This is a genomic window from Succinatimonas hippei YIT 12066 (genome assembly GCF_000188195.1).
Lineage (GTDB): Bacteria > Pseudomonadota > Gammaproteobacteria > Enterobacterales > Succinivibrionaceae > Succinatimonas > Succinatimonas hippei.
In genome coordinates this window covers 1-3,787 of the sequence record NZ_GL831057.1, presented here as the reverse complement: position 1 = coordinate 3,787, position 3,787 = coordinate 1, and the positions used below count along the sequence as shown (strand labels likewise).

5 protein-coding genes are annotated in these 3,787 nt (G+C 34.0%); all 5 read left to right on the top strand.

The window, feature by feature from the left end:
* Positions 1 to 159 precede the first annotated feature (159 nt).
* A complete protein-coding gene (locus HMPREF9444_RS08390) occupies positions 160 to 768 on the top strand; it encodes a hypothetical protein (protein ID WP_009143987.1) in 609 nt (202 codons plus the stop codon).
* A 163-nt stretch (positions 769 to 931) separates the two neighbouring features.
* Positions 932 to 1,132, top strand: a complete 201-nt coding sequence (locus tag HMPREF9444_RS08385) for a helix-turn-helix transcriptional regulator (RefSeq protein ID WP_009143986.1) — start codon at positions 932 to 934, stop codon at positions 1,130 to 1,132.
* On the top strand, positions 1,125 to 2,078 hold the full coding sequence (locus HMPREF9444_RS08380; RefSeq protein WP_040909451.1) for a primase/helicase family protein: 954 nt from the start codon (positions 1,125 to 1,127) through the stop codon (positions 2,076 to 2,078). Before HMPREF9444_RS08385 ends, HMPREF9444_RS08380 begins: the two co-directional genes overlap by 8 nt.
* Positions 2,079 to 2,082: 4 nt before the next feature.
* Entirely contained in the window at positions 2,083 to 3,369 is a 1,287-nt protein-coding gene (locus HMPREF9444_RS10645) for a DUF3631 domain-containing protein (RefSeq protein WP_009143984.1), read from the top strand.
* 189 nt (positions 3,370 to 3,558) lie between these two features.
* Positions 3,559 to 3,787: hypothetical protein (locus HMPREF9444_RS08370; protein WP_009143983.1), on the top strand; the 229-nt coding region annotated here is incomplete at its 3' end.

The window sequence follows — 3,787 nt, the reverse complement described above, 5'->3', positions numbered from 1 at the left end:
TAGGCAATAACAAACGCTTTGACGAGCGTATCGCTGAACTATGCCTACACCATAAAATCACTGATGCTTATAACGGTGCTTATGAACGCAACGAAGCAATAAAAAGCCGAACAGAGATGATGCAGGCATGGGCTGATTACTGTTATTCGGAGATAAATAATGGCAGAAATTGATGCTTGGAAAATGCAAACAGAGTTTAGTTTATACGAAGCATCCTCTTTATTATTGGATAATATTCCTCATGATGGGATTGATAAAGAGACTAAACTTAATAAGTCTGAAGAAATTGTGTTAACAAAACTTTACCAAGAAATAAAAACTGATATAGACGGTTTTTTTATCCTATGTGGCTATTACGCAACAAATCAAGACCAGTCTTATGCTTATGGAGACTCAGAGCATAAATATTATAATCCCCCGTATCCACAATTGATATTCCCTGCTCAAGCGTACGTTATTTTTGCTCAATTAAATGAATTACCATGTAAGACATTCTCTTCTACGTCCGCATTAAGAAAATTGCGCATCAATCGAAATGGCTACAGAACTAAACTCTTAAATGTTATGGATCTAGCAATAGAAAAATTTTGGTTAAACTATGACCCACAAGAGCCAGATACCGCCCCCAAAAATGAAGATGTCATAAGTTTTCTATTAAGCAAATCATGTGGAGAGTTCAAAGTTTCTGAACGAATTGCTTCAGCTATGGCGACAATCATTAGACATGATTCAGCACCACAATCAGGGAGACCCCAAAAAAATAAATAAAAAAGGTGCAACCATTTTGATTTATTAAAAATCAAACAATTAAAACATGCAGAATCTTCTTTTCTTATCAAACACCTAAAATATTTGACCTTTTTAGCGTCATCCAAAAATTATTAAATAGCTTCCGAACTTTATCAACATTAATCTTTTTTAAGGAGGCTATATGCCAAAAGAAAAACTTTTAAGACCAAAACAAACAGCTGAAATGTTGGGATGCGGTGTTTCAACATTATGGCGATGGGTTAAAACTTTAGATAACTTTCCCCAGCCTAAGAAAATCTCATCAAAGATTACCGTGTGGAAAGAAAGTGATCTTCTTTCTTGGATTGAACAGAAATTTTCCAAGGATGAATTTCATGCCTAAAACACAAATCTTTCATTCATTACAAGAAGCATGTGAATTTGCCAATGTTGTTGAGCCAAAACACATCATTTTTGATGGGAAATATCATCCTGCTGACATACACGGCGACCCGAACGGCGCCAATGATGCCCGCATCTTACTATTTAAAGATAAAAGCGGTGGCATAGTTTGGAATTGGAAAGCAGAAGAAGAAAAGCAAAAGACTTTATTCTTTTTTAGTGAAAACTATTCACGAAAAGGAATAAAAAGAACACCTTTGCTTAATCAAACTACACAACAAATCAATATCAAAAACATAAAAGCCCAAGAGCTTTGTTTCTTGTTATGGGAGCATGCTGTTTTTGCTAAAAACGATCATCCTTACCTGATAAAGAAAAAAATAGAAGCGCAAGGAGATCTTAAAGAACTTTCTATAGATACCCTTATAAACATTATCGGATATTGTCCTAAATCATCAGGTAAGCCATTAAGAGGCAGAATATTACTGGCTTTTAGAGGCAATTCAGAACATCAACTATGTACCGTTGATTTTATTGATGAGACAGGACTTAAAACATCCTTATATGGAGGGTTATCAAAAGGATCTTTTTGGAGTGCACAACCATTATGTTTTGATTTTCCTTTACAAAGAGAAATAGCTTTAGCTGAAGGTGTTGCCACCGCAATAAGTATTAAAAATCTATTTCTGATTGATAGTGTCGCCGTGTCAGGATGTTCTAACTTTATACACGTAGCAAAAAGTATGAAGGCAAAAAATCCTAAAATTTCGCTTCACATATTTGCGGATGTAGGCAATGGGATGGAAGCGGCATTAAAAGCCGCACAAGAAACAGATAGTAAATTTTATTTACCTAAATTTACTAAGGAAATGAATGTGGAGTTTAAAAAACTTTATGGAAAAAACCCCACGGATTTTAATGATTACTCAATAATTGCGGGAGTTTAAAAACATGGATAAAGTATCTTTAAAAAACGCTGCTCTTTGTGTTGATGAGATCAAAAACTTAAATGAAGCAGAGTATCAAATTTATCGTGCAGACATAGCCAAAAAATACAATATAACGGCAACTGCTTTAGATAAGATTCGTAAAGATGTTTGTAATACTAATAAAGATGATGTGGATGATGAACTGTTTGAAGAGTTTGATCCATACACTGAGGACGTTTCTATAAGTGAGGTCATAAAAAACATACAAACATGCCTTGAACAGTGCCTATACATGCAACCAGAATATGTTCTTGTTTGTGCGCTATGGGTGACATGTACTTGGTTTGTAGATGTACTGGAAATATCTCCATATTTATTGATCTCTGCCCCTGAAAAACGATGCGGAAAAACGCAATTGCTGAATTTACTGGCAGAATTTGCTTATCATCCGTTACTGGCGTCAAATGTTAGTATGGCATCGTTATATTATTTTGCAGATCAACCGAAAACGCCTACTTTTTTAATTGATGAAGCAGATCAATTTATGGATGCAGATAAAAAAGAATTTATAGGCATTCTTAATTGTGGGTATTCAAGAAACACAGCTTATGTAATGCGGGTGGCAGGAGATAGAATCAAACGACCTAAAAGATTCAAATGTTTCGGCTTTAAAGCGATCTCTGGAATTTCTATAAAAGGGCTAAGTGAAACAATATTAGATAGATCTCATATTGTAAATCTGAAAAGAAAGCCCATGAATCAAACCAAAATAAAGCTGAGAGACTTAAATCCTGACTTACTTTTAGAAATAAAAAGTAAACTTGCCCGATTGGCAATAGATTATAAGGAGCAAGTAAAAACACACAAAGTACAAACGTTGCTTGACGGATTAAATGACCGTCAAATAGATAATTGGGAGCCCCTGTTAACGCTTGTAGAATTAAGCCAAGATAATGAATTGTTAGAACAAACTAAACAAGCGGTTATAAAGTTATCTAAAGCTCATGATGAAAACTTTCTTGAAAGCTCTCATCACAAAACGCTAAGGATGATTGCTATAGCTCTTTCTAAAACCGATAAAGAAACGGAAGCAATATCTGCTCGACAACTTGCGGATATTGTCTATCAACAAGTAAATCAAGAATTAAGTGTTCGACAAGTTTCTTTATGTTTAAAAAGTTATGACTTGACTAGCAAACAGACAATTCAAGAAGATGGTAGCAACAAGCGTTGTTATTCTCTACAAGAAATTAAAAAGGCTATCGAGTCTTATATAACAGAGGAAGAACTAAATGCTGATGTGATATAAACAGTAATTTATTCTTTATTATCAATACGTTACATATCAGCAGAAGATTTTTTATATAGCACGACCAATGCTATAAAAATATTTTCTTGCTGATATGTATTTAATTGAAAAATAAAGATTTTTCTGCAAAAATAGCATTAATACATGTGTTTATTCTCCACTATTAATAATGTTCATAAAGGTTCATGAATGACAAAAGCATTAGATCCGCATAGAGTTGCTTTAAGTATTTTGTCATCCGCTACACTTGAAGAAGCCCGCAGTAAATTAAACATCAGCAGAACTAAATTTTGGCAATTAAGACAGAAACCAGAAATAAAAAACGCTTTAAACGAAATTTCATCCCATATTTATGATGAAAGTTTAGCGACCGTTATGCACGACACAACAGAAAATCTTTCTATTCTGAAAAACTTGG

Excerpts from the sequence above, each read along its gene's own strand:
- HMPREF9444_RS08390 (WP_009143987.1), top strand. The coding sequence starts at position 160 with ATGGCAGAAATTGATGCTTGGAAAATGCAAACAGAGTTTAGTTTATAC.
- HMPREF9444_RS08385 (WP_009143986.1), top strand. The coding sequence starts at position 932 with ATGCCAAAAGAAAAACTTTTAAGACCAAAACAAACAGCTGAAATGTTG.
- HMPREF9444_RS08380 (WP_040909451.1), top strand. The coding sequence starts at position 1,125 with ATGCCTAAAACACAAATCTTTCATTCATTACAAGAAGCATGTGAATTT.
- HMPREF9444_RS10645 (WP_009143984.1), top strand. The coding sequence starts at position 2,083 with ATGGATAAAGTATCTTTAAAAAACGCTGCTCTTTGTGTTGATGAGATC.